General features: G+C 67.8%; 14 protein-coding genes and 1 pseudogene. 11 read left to right on the top strand and 4 right to left on the bottom strand.

Annotation, left to right across the window (positions count from 1 at the left end; translation table 11 throughout):
• The 3 genes and pseudogenes from FXF52_RS41860 to FXF52_RS27295 form a co-directional block, all read left to right on the top strand.
• Nucleotides 1–284 (top strand): annotated as a pseudogene (locus FXF52_RS41860) (hypothetical protein); the annotation flags it as partial.
• Nucleotides 285–286: 2 nt separating this feature from the next.
• On the top strand, nucleotides 287–1534 hold the full coding sequence (locus FXF52_RS27300; RefSeq protein WP_148801194.1) for an acetyl-CoA carboxylase biotin carboxylase subunit family protein: 1248 nt from the start codon (nucleotides 287–289) through the stop codon (nucleotides 1532–1534).
• Nucleotides 1531–2859 carry a condensation domain-containing protein gene (locus FXF52_RS27295; protein ID WP_222870704.1) on the top strand — a complete coding sequence of 443 codons (1329 nt, stop codon included), beginning with the start codon at nucleotides 1531–1533 and terminating at the stop codon, nucleotides 2857–2859. The genes FXF52_RS27300 and FXF52_RS27295 overlap by 4 nt, the downstream gene beginning before the upstream one ends.
• A gap of 46 nt (nucleotides 2860–2905) precedes the next feature.
• Here FXF52_RS27295 and FXF52_RS27290 read toward each other — a convergent pair whose 3' ends face one another.
• The 3 genes from FXF52_RS27290 to FXF52_RS27280 form a co-directional block, all read right to left on the bottom strand.
• Nucleotides 2906–4675, bottom strand: coding sequence for an ABC transporter ATP-binding protein (locus tag FXF52_RS27290; protein WP_255472400.1), 1770 nt, complete (start codon nucleotides 4673–4675; stop codon nucleotides 2906–2908).
• Entirely contained in the window at nucleotides 4672–6405 is a 1734-nt protein-coding gene (locus FXF52_RS27285; protein ID WP_148801193.1) for an ABC transporter ATP-binding protein, read from the bottom strand. The genes FXF52_RS27290 and FXF52_RS27285 overlap by 4 nt, the downstream gene beginning before the upstream one ends.
• A gap of 282 nt (nucleotides 6406–6687) precedes the next feature.
• Nucleotides 6688–7908 (bottom strand): cytochrome P450, encoded by a 1221-nt coding sequence (locus tag FXF52_RS27280; protein WP_148801192.1) that lies wholly within the window; start codon nucleotides 7906–7908, stop codon nucleotides 6688–6690.
• Between the two features lie 329 nt (nucleotides 7909–8237).
• Between FXF52_RS27280 and FXF52_RS27275 the strand changes: the two genes are divergently transcribed.
• The 7 genes from FXF52_RS27275 to FXF52_RS27245 all read left to right on the top strand — a co-directional run bounded on the left by FXF52_RS27275 (nucleotide 8238) and on the right by FXF52_RS27245 (nucleotide 20451).
• Complete coding sequence (locus tag FXF52_RS27275) at nucleotides 8238–9935, top strand: prolyl oligopeptidase family serine peptidase (RefSeq protein WP_187413728.1); 1698 nt, start codon at nucleotides 8238–8240, stop codon at nucleotides 9933–9935.
• Between the two features lie 129 nt (nucleotides 9936–10064).
• Nucleotides 10065–13250 (top strand): amino acid adenylation domain-containing protein, encoded by a 3186-nt coding sequence (locus FXF52_RS27270; RefSeq protein ID WP_370518028.1) that lies wholly within the window; start codon nucleotides 10065–10067, stop codon nucleotides 13248–13250.
• Nucleotides 13247–16177, top strand: coding sequence for a type I polyketide synthase (locus FXF52_RS27265; RefSeq protein WP_148801189.1), 2931 nt, complete (start codon nucleotides 13247–13249; stop codon nucleotides 16175–16177). Before FXF52_RS27270 ends, FXF52_RS27265 begins: the two co-directional genes overlap by 4 nt.
• Nucleotides 16177–17952, top strand: a complete 1776-nt coding sequence (locus tag FXF52_RS27260; RefSeq protein ID WP_148801188.1) for a non-ribosomal peptide synthetase — start codon at nucleotides 16177–16179, stop codon at nucleotides 17950–17952. Before FXF52_RS27265 ends, FXF52_RS27260 begins: the two co-directional genes overlap by 1 nt.
• On the top strand, nucleotides 17945–18796 hold the full coding sequence (locus FXF52_RS27255) for a thioesterase II family protein (protein WP_148801187.1): 852 nt from the start codon (nucleotides 17945–17947) through the stop codon (nucleotides 18794–18796). The genes FXF52_RS27260 and FXF52_RS27255 overlap by 8 nt, the downstream gene beginning before the upstream one ends.
• Before the next feature lie 3 nt (nucleotides 18797–18799).
• Nucleotides 18800–20209, top strand: coding sequence for an AMP-binding protein (locus FXF52_RS27250; RefSeq protein WP_148801186.1), 1410 nt, complete (start codon nucleotides 18800–18802; stop codon nucleotides 20207–20209).
• Nucleotides 20206–20451: an acyl carrier protein gene (locus tag FXF52_RS27245; protein WP_148801185.1), complete on the top strand. Its 246-nt coding sequence runs from the start codon at nucleotides 20206–20208 to the stop codon at nucleotides 20449–20451. Before FXF52_RS27250 ends, FXF52_RS27245 begins: the two co-directional genes overlap by 4 nt.
• A 48-nt stretch (nucleotides 20452–20499) precedes the next feature.
• On the opposite strand, the gene FXF52_RS27240 is transcribed toward FXF52_RS27245, so the two are convergent.
• Nucleotides 20500–21837, bottom strand: coding sequence for an MFS transporter (locus FXF52_RS27240; RefSeq protein WP_148801184.1), 1338 nt, complete (start codon nucleotides 21835–21837; stop codon nucleotides 20500–20502).
• 440 nt (nucleotides 21838–22277) lie between these two features.
• On the opposite strand from FXF52_RS27240, the gene FXF52_RS27235 reads away from it, so the two are divergent.
• Nucleotides 22278–23330, top strand: a complete 1053-nt coding sequence (locus tag FXF52_RS27235) for an NlpC/P60 family protein (RefSeq protein ID WP_148801183.1) — start codon at nucleotides 22278–22280, stop codon at nucleotides 23328–23330.
• Nucleotides 23331–23675: the final 345 nt, after the last annotated feature.

Here is a 23675-nt window from a genome sequence, read left to right as displayed (position 1 = left end):
TCGGTCTGCTGCGGCCGCCCGCTGATGCGCCGGTCGCCCGGGGCGGGGCCGCCATCCGCTTCCTCATGCCACCAGCCGGAACCGTCCGTCGTATCGTCGTCCCGGACACCGTTGGCACGACGGCGGACATTCACCTCAAGGTCGCCGTCGGCGATCACGTCCGCCAGGGTCAGACCACGGACGACCGCGCTGGATACGTCATGGTCGACGGCATGGACGCTGCCGACGCCGCAGCCGTCTGCGAGGATCTGGCCGCTCGGGTGCTGATCGAAACGGACGTGTGACAATGATGCTCTCCACCAAGCGGGTACTGCTTCTCAACTCGGATCGCCCAGAGGTCCTCCGAGTTCTGCGCGCTCGCGCCGATGTGGACCTACGTGTGATGACGCGCCGGGCGAACGCCGATGTGTACCATGGCCACCCGCTGGCGGTGGTCGACAACTTCTCGGACCTGACGCAGGTTCAAGCAGCAGCCTATGAGCTGGCCGCACACGGACCCGTCGACTGCGTGATCGCCGCCACGGAGAAGAGCGTGGTCGCCGCGGGCTTGGTCCGTTCCCTCCTCGGCGTCCCGGGGCCGGGATTCGAGCAGTCCCTCTGGAGCGCGCACAAGCGGGCGATGAAGGACATACTGCATTCCGCGGGTCTGCCCGTCACCAGCCATGCCCAGGTCGCCACCCTCGACGAGGTGCCTCACGGCGCCCTGCGGACCGGATGGCCCGTCGTCATCAAGCCCGTCCTCGGCACCGGCTCTAACTACACCTATCGCATCGACACACCCGACGAATTCACCGAGCGTCACCGCGGCGGCGCCTTCACCGATCTCGCGGACCTGCGGCTGCCGGTCCAGGTGGAGCGAGCAGTGCAGTTCACCCACGAGTACCACTGCGACGGTGTCGTGCAGGACGGTGAGGTGACGCGAGCGGCCGTGTCCCGCTACTTCACCCCACCACTGCAGTGCTCGCCCTACTTCGATGCCGGATACCTCGTGGACCAGTCCGAACCGTTCTCGATCGAGGTCCTCGACCTGCACCGGCGTGTGGTCGCGGCGCTCGGACTCGAGGCGGGGGTGACGCACCTGGAGGTGTTCCGCACCCAGTCGGGACCGGTGATCGGAGAGGTGGCCATCAGGCCCGGCGGCATGGGCATCGCCCGGATGGTTTGGCACGCCCTAGGGGTGGACCTGTGGGAGGAGTTGGTCCGGGTCTCGTTGAGGGAGCCTCCGGCACAGTCGGTCCGGGAGCCACTTGCGCAGACGATCGGACGCACCCGGCTACCGGCGCGCGACGGTCTGCTGGAGCGCGTGTCGGGTGTCCCCGGCATCATCGAGGTCCTGGATCCCGAGCAGTGCGCCAGCGCCGGATGCCTCGAGGCGTACTTCACAGTCGCCGATGAAGCGACCGCGGAGGCGCTCATCACCAGGCTCCACCTGTTGGCGGAGTCGTTTGGCGACGACGAACCCGGCACCTTGGTCGATCCAGCTCGCGCCGACGGCGCGCACCAGCCCGTCCCGTCCCGTAGGAGTTCACGGTGATCGCTGACTCGGACATCTCGGGTTTCGCCGAGACCCACCGGAACGAGGGTGAGACTCGCATCCCGGCGACAACCACCCAGACCAAACGACTGGCGGTCCTGCGCGGCCCGGACCGCTGGTGGAAGCACCCGATGGTCTACGCCTTCGCCTACCCCGGCCGCCTTGACGTGCCTCGGCTCGCGCAGGCCCTCCGCCTTGTCGCTCGCCGGCACAGCAGCCTTCGGACGTACTTCCTCGCCGACGGACCGATCGACACTGTCGGTTGCCTGCTCCCCGACGAGGCGGTCTGGCCGTTGCGTGAGATGACCGCCGGAGCCGACCCCGACAGTGCTGCCGCCGAGGCGTACGCGTGGCTGCAGCAGCCGTTCTCGCCGGACGAGCGGCCGCTCATCCGGGCGGTCGTCCTTCATCGTGCCGAAGCGGACATGTTCGGGTTGTCGATCGAGCACAGCATCATCGATCCCACAGGCGTGAGGGTTCTGTTCGGCGACCTGGCCATGGTGTACGAGGGATTGATCGAGCAGCCGCCCTCGGTATTCGACGAGCTGGTCAGCGATGCAACCGGGTTCGCCCGGGCTGAGCGCGCGTGGATCGCCTCTGCGGCAGGCGAGCGTGCGCTGTCATGGTGGGACGAGCAGAACGCCGGTCTCGGCGCCTATCCAGGCTTGGACCTGCATGAGTTGGGGCAGTGCGATTCTCTGGCTCCCTACATCAGTCACCAGGTCGACCTGTCGGTCGACGACGTCGACCGCTTGAGGAAGAACGCGGCAGCACTGCGTCTAACGCCTTCCATGCTGGCCTCCGCGGCCACGGCCGTGACACTGCGATCCCATGGACACTCCGCCGACGTCCGCTTCCACTTCGCGACCTCGCGACGCCTGTGGCCGCAGACGCAGGAGCTGGTCGCGTACTGCTCGAATCGGATGATGTTGCGCGTCCAGGTGGATGCGCACGATACCGTTTCGTCGCTGGCGCCGAAGGTTCGTGCCGGAATGCTGGACGCGGTCGAGCACAGCATGTTCAGCCACGAGGAGTACGTCCGCGCCCGATTCCCCGACGCCTACGTCAGGAAGCCGACCACCTACGGATACCTCAACGTCAACACCGAAGGCCCCGGGATCCAGCTTGACGGTGTGCCACTCACCAGGGAGTCGCTCCCCGTCGTCGCAGGGGACTACCACCAGCCCGGTCTGGCGATGCTGCTGTTCCTCTACAAGGACGGCACCGGCGTGCTCGACTGCTCGTGCGCGCAGGGAATGTACGAGATTGCCTTCGTCGACCAGTTCGCCAAGGACCTGGCACGGTGCTGTGTCGGTGGCTCCTGACGGGGGGCCGCCGCGGTCCGGCGATCCCCCCGTCTCGGCGGTCGTCTCAGGAAGCCTTGTCGGAACCCTGCCACGACTTCCACAGCTCGGCGGACTCGCGCCCCGCCTCGAGGAGCTCCTGATGTGAGCCCAGTTCGACGATCAGGCCGTCGCGGACAACCGCGATGCGGTCTGCGTCACGGCTCACCTGCAGGCGGTGCGCGACCGACACCACGGTCCTGCCGTCGAGCAGGGCCTTGAGCGACCTCTCCAGGTTTCTGACCGAGGTCGGGTCGAGCATCGACGTCGCCTCGTCGAGAACCAGGGTGTGCGGATCGGCCACTATCAGACGAGCGAGCGCGACCTGCTGCGCCTGCGCGGCGGTTATCCGGTGCTGCCCCGAGCCGACCATGGTGTCCAGGCCGGCAGGCAGCTGCTCGACCCATCTCCACGCGTCGACCGCCATAAGCGCGTCGCGCACCCGGGCATCGGTGGCGGCCGGATCGGCGAGTACGACGTTCTCCCGCAGCGTTCCCATGAAGACGTGGTGTTCCTGAGTCAGCAGCGCCACGTGGCCACGCAGGTCCCCGAGCGGCAGCTCGACCAGCGGCACGCCGCCCACGGTCACCGACCCGCCGCTCGGTGGGTGGATTCCGGCCAGGAGGCGGGCGAGGGTCGACTTGCCCGCACCGCTCGGCCCGACGATCGCCAGGCTCTGCCCCGGATGGAGTTCCAGATCGATCCCGCGGAGCACCTCGACGGATGAGTCGTAGGAGTAGCGCAGGGACGTGGCCACCACGCGCTCGTCCTGCACAGTGGCAGGGCGGGCCTCGCGATCCGGTCTCACCTGCGCCACTCCCAGCAGCCTGGCCAGGGAACCGGCCGCGACCTGCAACTCATCGACGTAGCTCAGGAGCTGGCCGAGTTGGTGGGACAGCATCTGTGCATATACCGTCGCGGCCACCAGGGATCCGATCGTGGCCCAACCGTGAAGGACGAACAGCCCACCGAGACCCAGCGTGGCGCCGAGCAGGATCACGAAGCTTCCGTCGACCTGGGGGAAGAAGAAGGTGCGCAGGCGCAACGTGGCCTTCTCGGCCCGCCACGCACGGCGCAGATCGTCGTCGGTCTGGTGCACTCGCTGTCGTGCCAGGTCGAACATCTCGACGGTGCGAGCGCCGTCGGCGCTCTGTGAGATGCCTTCGGCCAACTCGCCCCAGGACGCGTTCTCGGCTAGGTAGGCGTCGCCTGCCCGGCGTAGGTACCAGCGCCCTGCCCAGAGCAGGGTCGGGATGACGATCAGGATCGGCAGGGCGAGCAGCGGCCCGTTCACCACCGTGGCGACCACCAGCATTCCCGCAGTCACCATCGCGATGAGCACCTCGGGGACGGCCGATCTGATCGACTTCACCATGGCGTCGACGTCACGCGTGGTTCGTGTCGTGAGGTCGCCGTTGCCTGCCCGCTCGACGGTCGAGAGAGGCAAAAGCAGAACACTCCGCACGAAGTTCTCGCGGAGCTCGGCCAGCACCAGTTCGCCGAGGACCGCCGAAGCTCGTGCTGCGAAGGCCAGGAGCAGCGCCTGCGCCATGGCGAGGCCGGCGATCGCGAGCGCGAACCATGTCACCTGCTCCGGCGTGGCGCGATGGTCCGTCAGATCCTGCGCGATGGCACCGAGCAGCCGCGGTGGGATCAGCGCCGTGGCTACCGCGGATGCCTGCAGGCCCAGGACCCCGAGAAACCTCCACGGGAATCGCTTGGCGAGCATGCGCAGATAGTCGCGGATGTCGCTGCTTGTCGCGACGGGCAGGATCGGCCGATTCGTCTCGACGTTCACTGGCCGTCCCTCGCTACCGTGCGCGCGTACTCGGGATGTGTCTTCAGCAGCTCGGCGTGAGTGCCTTCAGCGACCACGCGCCCGGCGGAGACCATGACCACATGGTCGGCCCGGGAGAGCACGATCGGGCTCGACGTCACCACCATCGTGGTCTTGCCTGCCCGCGCGGGACCGAGGCGCGAAGCGATCTCGGCCTCCGTGTGCGCGTCCACCGCCGTGGTCGGCTCGACGAGCACCAACACCGGCACCTCGGTGATCAGCGCCCGTGCCAGCAGCAGCCGCTGGAGCTGCCCCCCGGACAACTCCTGGCCCGCCGCGTGAAGGTAGGAGTCGAGGCCTGCCGGAAGCTCGTTGACGACATTGGATGCCGACGCCACGTCGATGGCGTCCATGATCGCCGCGTCCCGGGACCTGCTCGCGGTCTCGCGCACGCCGGCGTGCGGATCGAGTTGTTCGCGGAGCGTGCCGGAGAACAAGCGGTCCTCGGGCGTGGTGACTATGATCGTCTTGCGAAGGACGCCGAGTGGCAGATCGGTGATTTTCTGCTCGCCGTAGAGGACCCTGCCGTCATCACTGAGCCGACCGATCCGATGGGCGATGGCGGCGGCGTCAGCAGGCTCTGTCGCCGTCACTGCCGTGAACCGTCCGGGCGCGAGAGTCAGGCCCGACTCGACATCGACGATCCGCTGAGGTGACGGCCCCCAAACGTGGACCGGGCCGGCTCCCGACATATCGGTGATCTCGGGCTCGATGTTCAGCAGTCGCACCAGTCGTTCGGCGGCGACGTGAGCCTTGGCCCACTTGCCGGCCATGGCGGTCAGCGTGCCGAACGGCGAGATGAGGTAAGCGGTGTAGCCGTAGGCGGCCACCAGCTCTCCCGGAGTGATCGCGCCGCTGATCGCCTGCCGGGCACCGACCCAGACGACGAGAGCCACGAGGAGTCCCGGCAGCAGAGCCTTGTAGCCGACGAGCAGCGCGTCGACCACGGCGACCCTGATTCCCGCCCTCATCGTCGCTTGTGACTGCGCGCGGTACCGGTCGAGGAAGACGTCCTCGCCCCCGATGCCGCGTAACGCCCGCAGGCCGGCGACGATGTCGGAGGCTCGGGTCGCGAGATCGGCCTGCGCCGCCCTCTGGTCCTGCTGCCTGCTGTGCAGCGGTCGCAGGAGCCGACCGATCCCGAAGGCGGCGAGTGGCACCGCTGCCACCGCGGCCCAACCTGCCTCGGGCACCGTCGAGATCAACATGCCGCCCGCCACGATCAGGCCGACCAGCGCACCGACGCCCCTCCCGGTGATCACCATGGCGTCTCCGATCCGGTCGGCATCGGACACTCCGATGCTCAAGACCTCGCCTGATGCCAGACGCTTGGGGAGGGTGTTCCCGAGCTGGACGATCTTCCGCACGGTCAGGATCACCGTCGCGAACGCTCCCACGAGGTAGTTGCGGGCGACTACTCGGTGACGCAACATCGCCGTCGCGGTATGGACGGCGCCGAGGGCGAGCACCACCCCGGTCCACGCCATCAGCGCACCGGGGTCGCGGGCATCCAATCCGGCGTCGATCGCCTGGCCGATGGCGGCCGGCACCAGAGCGGTCGCCACCATGGTGGTGACGCCGAAGACCGTGGCAGCCACGAGTCCACGAACCTGACCGCGCGCCAACCACAGCAGGAAGCGGGTGGCTGATCTGGAGTCGGGGTCACCGACTGGCTCTGGCAGATCCCGCATCCCAAGACACCCCCGAACGGATCCGGTGCTCGAAAGCTTTGTGGCGCGTCGATCCGCGGGCGCCGGCCGGTCCGAACGGATGCTATCGCGACCCGAGGTATCCCACGGTGCGCTGCGGGGGCACCGTTGTCGTCTTCGAACCCGGCCAGTGGAACCGTTGCACGTCAACGTCGACGTCCGGATGCGCGGCGATGACGGGGAGTGCGACGCGGCGGCCCATCGTCCGGCGAGGATGACAACCGGGATCCGCGAGCCGAGTGAGCCGGGAAGACTCGGAACCGATCACGGCTGGGCAGACAGCGGGTTCATTCGGACTTCGAGCCGGTCGACCCCGTTCAGGAAGGAGGAGGCACTTCGGGCGGCCTCACCGCACAGTTCGAGGCGCTCGATCCTGGCAAGCATCACCTGCAGAAGCACACGAATCTCGAGGCGTCCCACGGCCGCCCCGATGCAGTAGTGGGGACCCGCGCCGAGACTGAGGTGCGGGTTCGGTCGTCGCTCGATCCTGAACGAGTCCGGTTCGGTGAAAACCGCCTCGTCGCGGTTGCATGAGGGCAGCCAGACCACGACCCGGTCCCCGTTTGCGATCTTCTTACCCGCCAGCTCGACATCCGTCGTCGCCGTGCGCATCACGTGCATCGGTGGACAGGCCCACCGCAGGACCTCTTCGACAGCGCCGCTCAGGAGAGAGGGGTTCTCGCGAAGTTTCGCCCACTGGTCCGGGTGACGCGCGAACGCCTCGACGGTTCCCGACACCGCGTGCCGGGAAGTGCCCAGCCCTCCATTGACCAGCCCGTCGCAGTTGAGCAACAGCTCTTGACTCGTCAGGTGTGTGCCGTCGGCCAGAGGTCTCATGAGACGACTGACGACATCATCGCCTGGACTCGCCCGCCGCGCGCGCACCAACTTGTGAAAGTACGCAAACACCCGGGCGCTGGCGGCGGCGTGCTCGGCTGGATCCTGAGTGTCCGCAGGCCCAGACGACTCGTCGAAGCTGGTGCGCACCTGCCTGCTCAGCTCGTGCGTTTCGTCCAAATCGGTGCCGAGCATCTCGGCCATCACATAGGTGGGCACGGCGTCCGCCAACACGTCGACGATGTCGACCGGCTCCCCCGTGGTCAGAGGTCGCAGCAGGGCGTGCAGGTGGCCGGACAGGGCTTCGCCGACCAGCTTGACGTTCTTGCTGGTGAACCAGGGCGCGTGCGCGCCACGGATGCGCGCGTGAGCTTGTCCGTCGGCCACGACCAGCATGCGATCCGCAGCGGCGGCCACGCCCGCGGGGCGAGCGCCCAACCTCATGCCACGAGTCGATGTGAAGGTGCTCGGATCCTCCAGGATCCGCGTGGCCAGGGCATGCGTGGTGACGGACCAGAACGGCCCCTGTGTGTCCGACTCGACCCATTGCAGCGGATGCTCGCGGCGAGCGCGTTGCCACAGCTCGAGATGGGCGGTCTGGGTGAAGAACCGCGGATCGGCGAGATCGGGTGAGGGGAAGAGCTGCATGCCGAGCGGTTTCCTCTCCTGGTCCCTGCGCTGCTCGTCGCAGCGCGTACGCACTCTACTCGACAGAGCGCACCTATTCAGCCCGAGAACAGCGCGTATCCACCGACCGGAGATCCACTGTCGGAGTCTGCGCGGGCTGTCCGCCTCTCACGTCTGTTAACGTCGGTCATCTGATGAACTCTCACCCTCCGGCGGCTGGGGCGAGCCGCAACCCCGTTCCCGCCGTGGACCTGGTCCGTGGCATGCGTGACCTGAGTTTCGTGAGCAGAGTCGGAAGCCGGTCCTACTGGGTGGAGACCGATCGGGACTCCAGGACTGCGGGTCGTCTCATGTGCTCCGACGGCACAGGCGAAACGCGTCCCGCGCTGCCGGATGACATCCGGGTGAGGTCCAGCGTCTACGGCTACGGGTCTCGCCCCTACGTCGTCTCGGGGCGCACCATCTTCTTCGTCGGCGCCCGCGATCAGCTGTTGTACCGCTGGTCGCCGGGAGGTGAAGTCACCGTGCTCTCACCGCCGACCGACGAGGTGACCCACTACGCCGCCCCAGCGCCCAGCCCTGATGGCAGCCTTCTCTACGCGGTCCGCGAACGGGAGCTCGCGACGGGCGTGAGTCATGACATCGTCTCGGTCACGACGGACGGGCGTGGGCGGATAGAGGTGGTCGCATCGGGCCACGACTTCTACGGCGCGCCCGCGGTCAGCCCCGACGGCAGCAGGATCGCCTACGTGGCTTGGGACCATCCTTACATGCCCTGGGACCAGTCGGTGCTTCGTGAGGTCGGACCGGCGGGCGACGTCGTCATCGACGGGCGACCCGGGGTCTCCTTCACCCAACCCCGCTACAGCCCCGCCGGCGTCCTGCACGTGATTCACGACGAGAGCGGCTGGTGGAATCTGTACGCGGCCGACGGGGTCGACGGCGGCCTGCGCGCCTTGGCACCGATGCCGGCGGAGTTCGGCCGACCCGACTGGTCCTGCGGACTGGCCACCTACGCGTTCCTGGACGACGACAGCATCGTAGCCGCCGCTCGGAACGCTAGCGGGGACGTGGTCTGCCGGATCACTCGACGCGGGCCGCTCGAGATCCTGCCCGGCCCGGCGTGGGTGGTCGAGGGTGTGGCGGGCTCGGGCACCGACGTCACCATCCTCGGCGGATCCTCCGTCCAGCCGATCGAAGTGTCCGAGCTATCCGATGGGGACCTGCGGCTGCTGCGCGGCGCCTCGGCCAGACGTCCCGATGGCATCAGCATGCCCGAACGCCTGAGGTTCCCGACCCACGACGACTCGTTCGCCTACGCGATCTACTACGAGCCGCCAACGGGCGGCAGCCTGCCGCCGCTCATCGTCTCGTGCCACGGTGGACCGACGGTGAGCTTTACCGGGGTGCTCAACGGTTGGGTGCAGTTCTGGACCAGCAGAGGCTACGCGGTGGTGGAGGTCAACTATCGCGGAAGTGCGGGGCACGGTCGCGCTTATCGGCAGGCCATCCAGCACCAGTGGGGTCATCTCGACGTCGCCGATTCGGTCAGCGCCGCCCGCCACCTCGTCGCGCAGGGCAGGGTCGACCCTCGTCGGATCGCGATCCGCGGCCTCAGTTCCGGTGGCCTCACAGCTCTGCGGGCGGCGCAGAGCGTGCCCGACTTCGCGGCCGTGACCAGTGTGTGCGGCGTGGTCGATCCCAGTGCGCTGCCGGAGAACACCCATAAGATGGAGTCACGCTATCTGGACGGGCTGATCGCTCCCTGGCCCGCCGGTCGAGCGGAGTACGAGCGTCGCTCCGTACTGACCTACGTCGGCGACTTGCGTACCCCCACGCTTCTCATTCACGGACGCGACGACGCAATCGTTCCGCACTCCCAATCGGGCAGGCTGGCGGACGAGCTCCGACGCGTCGGCACTCCCGTCCAGCTCGTGACGTACGAGGGAGAAGGTCACGGGCTCAGCAACCCCGACAACGTGGTCGACGCCCTGCTCCGGGAACATGAGTTCGTCGAAAGACACCTCGGGCCGGGGCCACATCCCTGACGAGGATACAGAGGGCGAACGGCCGGCGACACGAGCAGCGGAGATCGACGTGCATGCCGCGAATACGGTCTGTACCTTCGGTGGGGCAGAGGCTAGAGTTCCCTTCGCGACCTCACACTGGCCAGCAACGTGAGCACTCGCGCAACTCGGGGGGTTCAAAAGGTGGTCTCGAGGAGTCTCCCTGCGCTCTCGTCAGCGCAGGGGCGAATGTGGTTTGCCTACAAGGTTGATTCCTCCAGCGCCGAGTTCACAGTGGTGTGGGCGGCCCGCTTGATCGGTGCCGTCGACACCGGGAAACTCGCCGCAGCCTGGCGGAGCGTGTTGGGCAACCATGATGAGTTGCGACTTCGCTTGTTGGACTCGTCAGCCGAGCCGAGTCGCGACTACTGGCCTGTCGACGACATGGACATGTCCATTCGCGTGGTCGCTCCCGAGCAACTCCAGCTGGAGTTGGAATCAGTTGTCGGTCGGGTGTTCATGCTGGACAAGGAGCCCTTGGCCGACCTGGCGCTCCTGCGGCTCGGGTCCCAGGAACACGTCCTGGTCCTCAGCGCCCACCACGCGGTGCTGGATGGCCGGTCGCTTGACATCGTCATCGACAACCTGTTCGCCGCCTACGACGGCCGGTCCGGCTCGCCGGCGGGTCCGTCCTATCGCGACTACATCGAGGAAGAGGCGGCCGGGTCTCCTGATCCTTCCCGCGTTGACCGCTGGGTCGAGGAGCTTCGTCTCGACGAGGAGGAGGACGAATCCACGCCTCTGGGGCTGCCATTGCAGAGCCTGTCGCAGGACAAGAATGCCGGCACCGTAAGGGAGAGGCTGTCCCCTGAGACGTGGTCGGCGATCCGCGATCTCGCGCGAAGTCGTCGCACCACTCCGCACGTGGTGGGACTGGCGGCATTCGCGCTGACACTGAGCCGATACCGCGACACGGGAAGCCTCCTGATCGGCGCGTCGATGGACACGCGCTCCGCTCGTTTCGCGGACACGACCGGCACGTTCGTCAACCCTGTGCCGGTGCGCCTGCGCGATCTCGCAGGTGCCTCTGTCGCCGATCTCGTGCGGGGAGCCCACGCCAGTCTGCTCAGGTCGTACGCCAATCGGGCGATCCCCTTCGACCAGCTGGTGCGCCGCGTTCATCGGGGCGCCGACGCCGGCACGACTCCGGTGTTCCAGGTGCTGTTCAACTTCGAGCCCACCCGGGCGATCCCGGACATCGCCGGCGTGACGGTGCAGCCCCTTGACCTGCCGGTACGGATCGCGCAGTACGAGCTCACGTTGACGCTGCGCGAAGGCGGCAACGCGGCCGAGCTCGTCGCGGTCTTCCGGCGGGAGCGTCACGCCGAGGAGGACATCCGCCGCCTGCTGAACAGCGTGCGATCGGTCCTGCAACGGTTCGCCGAGTCGGATGATGCTCGGAACGAGCTCGTCGTCTCGGCGGAGGAGCGCCGCCACCTCTTGGCACTGGGGCGGGGAGCCGGCGTGGTGGGCGACCTCCGACCCATCCACGAGCAGGTGGTCGACGTGGCCGGCCGGTGGCCGGACAGGACGGCCGTGGTGGCCGGAGCGAACTCGCTTACGTACTCCGAGCTGGCACGGCGCTCTCTGGCCCTGGCCCACGTCCTGCACGGACATGGTGTCGGTCGTCAGACCCGGGTCGGCGTGCACTTATCCCCGTCGGTGGATGCGGTGGTGGCGGTACTCGCCGTGCTGCGTGCGGGAGGTACGTATGTGCCCCTCCACCCGAACGATCCGCAGGCGCGCATCCGGGCGGTCCTTGACGACGCCGGGGTCGACCTGCTGGTCACCGAGTCGACGGACATCCCGGGTGTCACCGCCGTTCAGCCGCGGCACGACGCCGGCCACGACGCGTCTCACGTGACTCTGCCCGAGGCCCGGCCCGAGGACGCCGTGTATGTGATCTACACGTCGGGGACGACCGGGGAGCCCAAGGGCGTGGTGGTGGAGCATGCCTCACTGGCGAACTCGACGGCGGCGCGCCACATGACCTACCCCGGAACGCACACGTTCCTCCTGCTCTCACCGCTGTCGTTCGACTCCTCGATGGCTGGACTGTGGGGCACGCTGTCGGCTGGCGGATGCCTCGTCGTCGCCGAGGCCGACGAGATCAGGGATCCACGCCGGATCCTCGAGATCATTCGCCGTCACTCGGTGACGACCATGCTCAGTGTCCCGGCGCTCTACGCCTCCGTGCTGGACGCGGCCGAACGGGACGCCATCGATCCCGCGAAGTCGCTGTCCACCGTCATCCTCGCCGGCGAGTCGCTTCCCGGCGCAACATCGGCCCAGCACTTCGCCTGGCATCCCGACGCCGATCTGGTCAACGAGTACGGCCCGACGGAAACGACTGTCTGGAGCACGTTCCGCCGTCTGCGGCCCGGCGATCGCGTCGACATCGGCGGGCCCGCACCCGGCTCGCACCTCTACGTCCTCGATCGGCACGGCAACCTGATGCCGAGAGGCGCCGTGGGTGAGTTGTACGTCGGCGGTGAGCGCGTCGCTCGAGGCTATCTGGGCAAGCCGGAACTCACCGACCGGGTGTTCGTCCGCGATCCCTTCGCGCAGGAGCAGTCCCGAATGTATCGGACCGGGGACTGGGTCCGCTGGAATGACGACGGCGCGCTGAGCATCCTGGGGCGCCGCGACCAGATCGTCAAGCTGCGTGGACATCGCGTCGACCTCGGGGCGGTCGAGTCGTCGACGCGCTCGCTGCAGGGCGTGGTGGACACCGCGGTGCTCGTGGCACCGAACGGCGCCACGTTGGAGGCGTTCCTGGTCCTCGACGGCGAACGCGACGTCGAGTCGCTTCGTGCGCGGCTCGGGGAGCTGCTGCCACCGGCCATGGTGCCCAGCGTTCTTCACCGTGTCGACCGGCTGCCGCGGACGTCGCGCGGCAAGGTGGATCGAGATGCCCTCATGGCGCTCCGGAGCAGCTCGGCAGGCGATGCCGACCGCACCGCCGTGGCGTCGGAGGCACACGGCGACGCACTGGCCGCGATCCACGCCGCGTGGTGCGAGGTGCTGGAAGTCCCGACCGTCGCCCACGACGTGAACTTCTTCGACGCGGGAGGGCATTCACTGCTGGTTCCCCTCCTCCAAGCGGAAATCGAGGATCGTCTCGACATCACCATCGACATCGTCGAGCTCTTCTCGGCCACCACGGTGGCGGCGCAGAGCGCGGCGTTCGGTCGCCTCACCGGCACGGCCGAGGTCAGCCCCGTGGTCGATCCGCGACAGGCCAGACTCGCGGCTGCCGGTCGTGCCCGACGAGGGCGTGGCGAGGGCGCCCAGTGAGGGATCGGTCGCTCGACATCGCCGTGACGGGCGTCTCCGCGAGGCTTCCCGGGCCGGCGGACCTCGATGCCTGGTGGGCCGCCGTGTGCAGAGGGGAGGCACTCACCACTCGGCTCGACCCCGCGCAGCTGCTCGCGGCCGGCGTCGCACCGAGCGTTTCCGAGGCCCCGGACTATGTCCCCGTGCGCGGGTTGATCGCCGACATCGACCGCTTCGACGCCGAGCGTTTCGGCATGAGCGCTCGCGAGGCGCAGCTGACCGATCCCCAGCACCGACTCATGCTGGAGGCGACCTGGTCGGCGTTGGAGGACGCCGGACGCAATCCGCTGGAGGACCAGCTCCGCACCGCGGTCTTTGCCTCGTCGAGTCCCAGCCGCTACGCGGCACAGATGCTGCGCAGGCCGGATCTCGCTCCCGATGTCGTCGAACGGATCGACATCGGCACCGGGCGCGACTTCATGGCCACTCGGATCGCGTACCGGCTCGGCCTCCACGGGCCTGCGATGGCGGTCTCGACCGCCTGCTCCTCATCGCTGGTGGCGGTGCATCTCGCGATACAGGCGCTGACCAACGGCGACTGCGATCAAGCGGTGGTGGTGGCCGCTTCCCTGGGGTGGCCGGCGGCGGGCCACCGGTACAGCAGCGGCGGGATCATGTCGAAGGACGGGGAGTGCCGCCCGTTCGACGTGGACGCGACCGGCGTGGTCGGTGGTTCGGGTGTCCTGGCCGTCGTGCTGCGCCGCTTCGCCGACGTCGGCGACGAGATCGCGTTGCACGGCGTGCTCCTCGGCTCGGCCGTGAACAACGACGGAGCCGCCAAAGCGGGGTTCAGCGCGCCCGCCGCACGGGGACAGGCGGACGCGATCCGGTCGGCGCTCGTTTCCGCGGATGTGCGGGCGACCAGCCTCGGATACCTGGAAACCCACGGCACAGGGACGCGGGTGGGCGACTCGATCGAGTGGTCGGCCGCGACGACCGTCCTGAAGGAGGCGGGCGTCCCGGACGGACAAGTCGCGGTGGGCGCGGTCAAGGCCAACATCGGGCATCTCGACGCCGCCGCCGGTCTTGCCGGACTCGTCAAGGCCATGCTGGTGCTACGCCACGCGCGCATACCTCCCGTGGCGAACTTCCGCAGGCTCAACCCCCTACTCGGCACGGCCGCCTCGCCCCTGCGCGTCCCCTCGGAAGCGCAACCCTGGTCAGGTCCCGAACCACGCCGCGCGGGTGTCAGCTCGTTCGGCATCGGGGGAACGAACGCGCACGTCGTCGTTGAACAGCCCCCGTCCGTCCGGCCACCGGCACCGCACTCCGGCGACGAGCGGCTCAGGGTGATCGTCCAGTCGTCCGGTCGTCAGGACGCACTCGAGCGCGATGCCGAGCGCTTGGCCCGGCATCTGGAAGACAGCGACCAGGGGCTCGCCGACGTCGCCTTCACGCTGCGAGTCGGGCGGGCTCCGCAGATCGAGCGACTCGCCTTGGTCGCGCGCAGCGCGGCGCATGCGGCACAACAACTGCGCACCGGTCGCGGCGTCGCGCGAGGACAGTCGCGAACCGGAGCGATGCGCCCCCTGATCTTTCTCTTTCCTGGACAAGGAAGTCAGCGTCCCGGAATGGCCACGCCTTTCCGGCGGTCCCTGCCCGGGTTCGACGACTACCTCGAACAGTGTCTGCACTACTTCGACACGGCGCTGGCCGACCGGGTTCGCGCGGCCATGACGGATCATCACTTCCCCGATGACCAGATGCGTGACACCTCGCTGGCGCAGCCGTGCCTGTTCGCCCTCGAGTACGCCGCGACAAGGGCATTGGAACAGTTCGGACTGCGCCCCAGCGCATTGGCGGGCCACAGTGTGGGTGAGGTGACGGCGGCCTGCATAGCCGGAATGCTGGATCTGAAGCAGGCGGTGAGCCTGATCGCCCTGCGCGGCCGGTCGATGCAGGACTGTCCGCCGGGATCCATGCTGGCGGTCAGATGCTCGGTGGCCGAGGCCGAGGAGCTCATCGAGGCGTCGGGTGGCCGCGTGGAACTGGCGGCGGCGAATGGTCCGCGCGAACAGGTGTTGAGCGGCACCGACCTGGCGGTGGACGAGGTCGAGCGTCACCTTGGCGGGCTCACCGGAAAACGCCTGCGGACCTCCCACGCCTTCCATAGCCGGCTGATGGAGCCCGCAGTGAACGATCTCCTCGTGCACGCGGGTGATGACTGGGGCGACGAGATCGAGATCCCCTTTTTGAGCTGCTTGGACGGCGTGATGATCGAGCGGGGCTCGCGACGCCGGCTCGACATGTTCGCCAGGAGCGCCAGGGGCACGGTGCGGTTCGGCGACGGCTTGGCCACGATCGCCCGCACCTTCCCCGACGCGATGGCTGTCGAGATCGGGCCCGGGCGCGCCCTGTCCGGGCTGGCCGCGGCTGCCGGGATCGATTGCCTACCCTTGACGGCCACCGCGCACGAGGACGATGACGCCCCCGCACGAACGGTGGCAGCACTCTGGGCACAGGGACTGCCCGTCGATCTCGCTGCCCTCGCTCCGCCTGGTCGGCGGGTGCACCTTCCCGGCTCTACCTTCGCGGGCAGCCCGAGACACGTCGCACCCGAGGCAGAGCTAGCTGTCGAGACAGCGGCGCCTCTCGCCGAACAGCACCTGGCCGAGGGGCGCACCGCCGAACCCGCCGGGCGCACCCCCGCCGAGGAGGTGCGCGCGGCGTGGGCCGAGTTGCTCGGCACCCAGTCTCCGCGGCCGACCGATGACTTCACGGCCGAGGGCGGTGACTCGCTGACGCTGATCCGTCTCGCTCGCCGGCTGGAGAAGGTGTTGCCGGTGACCCTCGAGCTGGCGGACCTTGTCGACGCGCGGACCCTCGGCGATCAGATTACGTTGGTCGAGCGGCTGCTCGACCGTCGCGGCATGGGAGACGACTCGTAGTGGGAGAGCATTTCGAAGGCGTCGCGGCGGCGTTCGAGCGCCAGGTGCGCCTGCGCCCCGCCAAGATCGCGGTCCAAGACCCGCTGGGTAGCGCGACATTCGCCGAGGTCTGGTCCGGGAGCAACCGCGTGGCATCGGCCCTGCGGGCCAGAGGCATCGAGCAGGGATCGGCGGTCGGGATACTCGGCGTCGGCTCGCGGGACAGCATCGTCGCGATGCTCGGGTCGTGGATCGTGGGAGCCCACGTCGTGCCGTTGGCCCCCGAGCATCCGGTGGACCGGATCTCACGGACGGTGTCGGCGGCGTCCGTACAGCTTGTTGTGGAGACCGACGCGTACTCCCTTCCTTCCGGCGTCACGGCCCCGACACGCGGACACCTACGACAGCTGGTGGAAGAGGGGCAACCCCGGGGTCCGGAGGCCATCCCGGTCGACCGGGCCGATGCGACGGCCTACGTGCTGTTCACGTCGGGTTCGACCGGGGACCCCAAGGGGGTGTGCGTCCCTCAGGGTGCCCTGTGCGCCTTGGCTCTGCGAGACAGCCCGACGCGCTTGAGCGCCGACGACACCTTCCTGGTCCACACGACCCTCGCCTTCGACCCCTCGATGTTGGAGATCTGGTCGGCTCTCCTCGTGGGCGCGGGCGTGCTGTGCGCCCCGAGGAGCGGAATGTCGCTGCGCTCGACGGCCGACCTGCTCAGCGACGACCGCGTGACGGTGGCGGTGTTGACGCCTGCCGTGTTCGCCCTCATGGTCGAGCGATACCCGGAGTCTCTCGCCGGCCTCCGCCGGTTGATCGTCGGAGGCGACGTCATGCCCGTGGGGCAGGCGCGCGCGGCGAAGGCCCTGTGCCCGGACGTCGACATCATCAACTGCTACGGGCCGACCGAGAACACCGTCATCAGCACCGCCTTCCGGCTCCAGGAGTGGGACGGGACGGGTGATTCGGTGCCCATCGGTGTTCCCGTCGCCGGTGCCACGGCCTATGTCGTCGATGCCGAGTTCCAGCCGACCGCGCCCGGAGTCGTGGGCGACCTCGTCGTCGGCGGTGACCGCCTGGCCAGCGGCTACCTCCAGGACCCGGAGACGACCCACGCGCGGTTCACCGCGGACCACTTCAGCTCGCTTCCGGGAGCGCGCCTCTACCGCACCGGCGACAAGGCGTCGCGGCGTGCGGACGGCGTCCTCGAGTTCCACGGTCGTGCCGACCTCGAAGTCAAGATCAGAGGTGTCCGCGTCAACCTCACCGAGGTGGAATCCGCCGTCGGATCGGACCCCGCGGTCGCCGAGGTGGTCGCGGTCGCCGTCGGCTCGGGACACGAGCGCCGGGTCGTCGCCTTCGTTCGCGCCGCCGACGGTCTCGACGGAACGGACGCGAAGGGCATCCGTACGAGGGTCGCGGAGCGTGTTCCGACCTATCTGGTGCCCGATCACATCGAGCTCGTCGAGGAGTTCCCGCTCACCGGGTCCGCCAAGGTCGACCGCGACGCGCTCGCCGGCAGCGTCGGTGTCCTGGGGCACCACGACGGTGCCCCGCAGGAGCCGAGCAGTGCGGACCTCGCCGCCTTCTGGCTGCGTCGCACGGGTTCGGCCCCCCGCGCGGGAGAGAGCTTCTTCGACGCGGGAGGAAACTCGCTGGACCTGATCCGCTTCATCGACGACGTGGGCGCCGCCTACGGCGTCGAACTGGAGTTCGAAGACGTGTACGGTGTGGCGAGCTTCGAAGAACTGCGGCGTCTGGTGGTCGCGGCCGCGGGGGAGCGACGCGATGGGTGACGACCAGTGGCTCCGCACCCTCACGCCGAACGTGGCAGCTCGCCGTCGCCTGGTGTGCTTCCCGCACGCTGGAGGGTCGGCGAACTTCTTCCGCTCGTGGGTGCCCTTACTCTCCCCGGACGTAGCGCTGGTGGCCGTGCAGTACCCGGGGCGCGCTGACCGACTGCGCGAGCCCTGCGCCACTAGCCTTCTCGAGATGGCCGCCGAAGTGGCCGAGTCGTTGAGGGCGGCGCCGGCCCAACCCACGACGTTGTTCGGGCACAGCATGGGCGCGATCGTGGCTTACGAGGTCGCGCGCCTGTTGGAGTCGTTCGGACACTCCGTCGAGCGCATGGTCGTCTCCGCCTCGCGAGCGCCGCACGAACGCGACGGTGTCGCCAGCCTCGACGTGTGGAACGACGACGCGGCGCTACGCGCGCTGGTCTCACTCGGCGGAACCGTGGATGATCCTGAGCTGCTCGCAGACCCACGGGTTCGTGCCCTCGTTCTTCCCTACCTGCGCGCCGACTACACGATGCTCCAGCGCTATCGACACCCGTCGGGCGCCGGCCTGGGATGCGAGCTGCTGGTGGTCAGCGGGGAATCGGACACCCATGTGACCCCTGATCATTGCGCTCGGTGGGCGGATCTGACACATGGACGGTTCGCGCACGTCGTCCGTCCTGGCGGGCACTTCTATCTGGCGCCCGATCCGCCCACGGACCTGTTTCTGGGCCCCCTGCCCGACGGACTGGGCCGCTCCTCGTCGAGTTGCGACCCGCTAGATGTTGCGCCAGGTCGGTTCGATGCCCCGACAGGCGACGACGCCGAGATCGGTGTCCACGGTCCTCGAAGGGTCGGCTGAAGCGTGCTCACGGAACTGTTGGTGGCGCCGGTTCGTGCAGTCGCCGCGCACACTCCCTCGGCACCGGCCATCGTCGATCCTGATCGGACGACCTCCTACGGTGAGCTCGTGTCGATGATCGACGCGACCGCCGACTCCCTGCGTCGGGCGGGCGTCAGGGCGGGGGAGACGCTCTCGTTGCACGCGGAGCGTCATCGGGATCTGCCGATCATGCTGCTCGCCGCCTGGACGGTCGGAGCGAGCGTGCAACTCATCGACACGACGTTGCCTCGCATGCGGATCGAGCAGAACGAGCGAGCCGTCAGGCCGAGGTGGCGTCTGCGGCGCGATGGCCTGTCTCGGCTCGACGATGCGCTTCCCGCCCACCCCGAGTGCAGTCACATCCTCATGACCTCGGGAAGCGCCGGCGTCCCGGCAGCGGTCGCCGTGTCGGCCGCGGGTCTGGCCGGTCCGATGCGGTGGTACTTGTCCGAGTTCACTCCGCGTCCCGATGACCGTGTCGCACTCGTGTCCGGTTTGGGGCATGATCCGCTGCTGCGTGACATCCTGGTTCCACTGCACAGCGGTGGAACGCTGGTGATTCCACCGGCCGACGTTCTGCGCGACCCGAGGGCCGTCGCCGAATTCATCGACTCGACCGGCATCAGCATCCTCCATTCGACGCCTGCTCTCCTGGAGTTGGCGATGGCCGGTCGACCCCTGCGACTGGACCAGCTGCGCCTGGTGGTCTCCGGCGGCGCACCTCTTCCGGTCGGACTGGTGCGGCGACTTCGGGGGATCACGGACTCGGTCGTGGTCAACGCCTACGGTGCTACCGAGACACCTCAAATCGCGTCGTGCTTCATCCTCGGCCGCGGGGTCGTGCCGGATCCGGCGTTGTCGGACGCAACGACGCTCGGAGTGGGCGAGGGGGTCGCCGGCGCCCAACTGTTCCTCATGGACGGCGAGGTGGTCGTACGCAGCCGGTACCTTGCTCTGGGTTATGTGAGCCCGGGCGGTCGCGCCGATCGGTTCATCGACGATCCGCTCGCGGAGCCCGGGTATCGCGCGTACCGCACCGGTGACCGTGCTGTCGCGGGCGACCGGGCTGACGGCCCGAGGATCACGGGCCGACTCGATAGGCAGATCTCCGTCAACGGCCTCCGGATCGCACCCGAGGAAGTCGAGGCCGCGGCGCTCGGGCATCCGGCTGTGCAGCAGGCGCACGTCGCGCCGTACGACGGCCCGGCAGGGACGCTGGTCGGCCTGTCGGTGGTGTTGAGCGAGCCGGTCGAGCCGGAGGTGTTGCGCGCGTTCTTGAGGGCGCGACTGCCCAGCCGCGCTGTCCCGGTCACGATCTCGATCCTGCAGAGTCTCGCGCTCAACCACAATCACAAGGTCGTCGGGGTGCCGAACGTAGGGGTGGCGGAATGAGTATCGAGGTCTCCCATGTCCTGCAGGTCGTCCTCGACGCGTGGGAACGCACCCTGGGCATCGAGGGGATTCACCGAGACGACAACTTCTTCGAGCTGGGGGGAGACTCGATCACAGCGATCAGGATGGTTCCCCTCATCAGCGATGCGACCGGAGCCGATCTTGGCCCGATGGCCGTCTTCGACTACCCGACGCCGCAGGGAATGGCTGAAGGAGTCGTCAGCCTTCTAGAGTCTGAGTAGCCCGCGTTCCGGCCTCGTGCGGCTGGACCGGGGAACCTCAGATACGGGTCACGTCGCTCCGCTGGCCGTGCCTGGGCCACCGCCGAGTGCCGGCACGATCTCAGCTTGCGGTTCCTCACCTCGTTTCTGGCGATTCGCCCATCTGACCATGGGGCGGGCGACTGTGGCAGCGGCAACAAATCCGCCGGCCAGAACAAGCCAGCCAGCCGGTCCGCCGGCCACCACGAGAAACGACAGCACGGCAGGACCAGCGATCCAGCTCACCAGCCCACCGAGCCGGAATACTGCGATGTACTCGCCACGCCGGCTTTCCGGTGACAGGCCGTAGCGGACAGCCCAGGAGGCCGCCGCGCTGAAGAGCTCACCGGCAGTAAGCGCCACAAGACCCATGGCAAGACTGACGACGGTGGCCCAACCACCGGTTGTGCCGGATACGGCAAAACTGACGCAGGCGACAGCAAGGGCTATGCCAGACCGCGCCCAGGCTCGCGCTCCATCGCTCGGCGTTTCCACGCCGCGGCTAGCCGGGATCTGAAGCACCACGACGAGGATCATGTTTGCCAGCAACGTGCCGGCAATAAGCCACGCCGGTCCATCGGTGTTCGACAGAATCCACAACGGCAGCACAACTGAAAGAACCGGCCCATTCAGAAGGAAAGCGGCATTCAACAAGGACACCGCTACGAACGACCGGTCACGTATCGCTATCGGCTTGCGGGGGGTCGCGGACTTGGTCGGGCGGTGGCGTCGATCCACATTGGGCACCGCCCACATGATGAGTGCCGCCTCTACCGCGGTGCCGCCGGCAGTGATAAGAACAATCGCCAGGTAGCCGGGGCGAGTGCCGAACGAAATGGCGACACCGGCAATGGCTGCGCCTAACGCCATGCCGACGTTGGAGGTAGTTCGAAGGAAGGCGCTGCCGCGAACCCGGCTGCCTTCGGGAAGGAGGTCGCCAAGATAGCGATCGTAACCGCAACTGCCGAGGCCGGCGAAGAGCAGTGCGAGGCCGACGATCAGCTGGAACTGCCAATAGCCTTCGGCGAATGGGTACAAGCAGAAAACCGCCGCGCTGGCGATCGTGCCAATCGACCAGATGGTTCGACCGCCGAAGTGATCCGCCAACATGCCAAATGGAACCATCGTTGCTGTGCTGATGAGCCAGGCGACTGAGAGTCCAAGTCCGACTTGCTGCGGCGTGAGACCGATATACTTGATGAAGAAGACTGAACTGCCGGCCATGTATAGGCCGACCGAGATCCCATTGAACAGGGAGCGCAGCATTATGATCGGCGAAATGCCAGGTGGTAAGCTCATCCGGGCGTTGCCACGCTCAGTAGTCGAAGACAAATCCGCTCCTGGTGTGATTGTTGCCGCCTGCAGCATCCGATTGTGACTGCCATGCAGCCGCGTACGAAGTCTCCGCTACATTCGGCCACCCTTGGCGACCGGCTCGACGGGAAGGTCGGCCTACTGCGGGAACTGCGCTTCGATGAGGCGACGCAAGTGCTCTGTCTCGACGGTGACGCGTTCCGGCGCGCGCCCAGACCCGGCGGGTTACTCACCAAAGCATCCTGTTCGCCATGCAAACACCCGCTTGAGTAAAGTCCATTGGCGTTGCGGGGTCAAGGTCGGACGGGCACTGCGGTGGCGGCAACCTAGCTTTCTCGCAGGCAACTGGACAGGGGCGTCCGGCGGTTGAGGTGTCTGTTCCGGACGCACGCGGGCTGATGGGTTGTGTCCGCACGATAGACGCCGGGTTTGGCGATCCGGTGGCGCTCAACGTGGGTTGACCGACGGGCCGGGCAGCCCGCGCATCGGTGGCGATGGGCAAGCAACGCCTCGGTGCGCTCGACGCCATCATCATCACCGCCGGCTCCGCGAGCTCCACAGGGACGACCGGGAACTCGATCACGCTTGCGACCCGTGATCTACCATGCGACCCTTCTTTTATGCCAGACGGTGAAGACGAAGAGCGGTTTTGGGCGGTGCGTGTCGCAGCCGCTGGCCTGTGGGCCTCACCGCAGGCACCGCGAGAGCTGGATATGGCAGTGCTCCAATGTCCGGTCCTCCTTCGCGACTGGCTCGACGAACAAGACCAACCGACACGCAAGGAGCTCCAGGGTCGGATCGAGTCTCAGCTTTTGCTGGGCGAGACAGTGCGAGTGGACGCTCAGGTCGACGGCTGGGCCAAGGTGGTGGCGTTATCGCAGCCGTCCCACAAGGACGCAAGTGGTTATCCGGGCTGGGTTCGCTCAGCACAACTGGCGACGCCTGCTGTTGAAACAGGCGTGCGTGTCGTGGTTACCGCCCGCGCAGTGGATGTGCTGTCCGCTCCTGACGGGGAGGTCCTGATCCCGGATGTCAGCTTCGCCACCGTCCTGCCAGAGGTTCACCGGGCCTCGGGATGGGTGCATGTCAACCTGCCTGGCAATGGGCGAGGGTGCCTGCCGGAGGCCAAGGTCGCCACCTATCGGCAGTCCGGTCCATTGCCGACGGGGGATGATTTTGTTGCGATCGCACGCCAGTTCATAGGCGTCGGCTTCCTGCCCGGTGGCATTCACGGGCTCGGATTCGACTGTTCGGGTCTGATACACATGCTGTACCGCCGTTTCGGACATGCATTCCCCCGAGATGCCGAAGATGCCTTCGAGTTCGGCCAGGACATTCAGATCGATGATCTCCAGCCGGGGGACATCGTCTACTTCACGCGACCGCACGCGACGAAGCCCTATCACTGCGGGATCAACACCGGCCCGCTAACGATACTGCACACCACCTATAGCGACGGCCGTTGCGTCGACGGTGGGCTCATCGATCAACGGCGAGGGTATCTTGTCAACGGCCGGAGGTTCCTGTCGCCTGTCGATCGCCCTTGACCTGAACCTCAACGCCATTCAGCGGCAGTCCGGAGAGCCGCGGCTGCCTTCCAGGCCTTCGGCTGGCCAGCTTTCCCGTGCGGTTGACGCGGGCCCGACCGTGGCGAGACGGAACGCCGTCGACCTGCGGTGTCTTTGCTACACCATCGACGACGACCGCCATTCGCGCCCGTTGTGCCTTGCACCCGATCGGCTTGCGGCTCGAGGCTCCCCAAGTCCATCGTTCGTGGCAAGAGTCTCGCCGGCGCGAATGGCGGGCCGCGTGCACCCCGGGGGAGACAGAACCATCCGAAATGACGCCTCAGATCTTCGGCGAGTCGGACCTGCCAACCGCCGTCGGCCGCC

It is taken from the genome of Micromonospora sp. MP36, from assembly GCF_008119785.1.
GTDB lineage: Bacteria > Actinomycetota > Actinomycetes > Mycobacteriales > Micromonosporaceae > Micromonospora.
This window is presented reverse-complemented; position numbering and strand designations above follow the sequence as displayed.